The organism is Rhodopseudomonas sp. BR0M22 (genome assembly GCF_010907035.1).
In the GTDB taxonomy this organism is placed as follows: Bacteria; Pseudomonadota; Alphaproteobacteria; order Rhizobiales; family Xanthobacteraceae; genus Rhodopseudomonas.
On record NZ_QUMK01000151.1, the window covers coordinates 1 to 602 of the forward strand.

Annotated in this window: 1 protein-coding gene; it reads left to right on the plus strand. The window is 66.6% G+C overall.

Annotated elements, in window-relative coordinates:
* On the plus strand, positions 1-602 hold a 602-nt coding region (gene paaA, locus DY468_RS24545), incomplete at both ends, for a 1,2-phenylacetyl-CoA epoxidase subunit PaaA (RefSeq protein WP_164608223.1).

Sequence of the window (602 nt, forward strand, 5' to 3'; positions counted from 1 at the left end):
GGCCAAGTACTCGTCGATCTTCAACTACCCGACCCTGACCTGGGCCGATATCGGCGCGATCGGCTGGCTGGTCGACGGCGCCGCGATCATGAATCAGATCCCGCTGTGCCGCTGCTCCTACGGTCCCTATGCGCGCGCCATGATCCGGGTCTGCAAGGAGGAGTCGTTCCACCAGCGCCAGGGCTACGAGATCATGCTGACGCTGGCCAAGGGCTCGGCCGAGCAGAAGGCGCTGGCGCAGGACGCGCTGAACCGCTGGTGGTGGCCGTGCCTGATGATGTTCGGTCCGCCCGATCAGGCCAGCCAGCACAGCGACACCTCGACCAAGTGGAAGATCAAGCGGTTCTCCAACGACGAGCTGCGCCAGAAATTTGTCGATGCCACCGTGCCGCAGGCGCACTATCTCGGCCTGACGCTGCCCGATCCCGATCTGAAGAAGAACGACGCGACCGGGCATTGGGAATACGGCACGATTGACTGGGACGAGTTCGAGCAGGTGCTCGCCGGCAACGGCCCGTGCAACCGCGACCGCATGGCGGCGCGGCGCAGGGCGCACGACGACGGCGCCTGGGTGCGCGAGGCGGCCGCCGCCTACGCCGAGA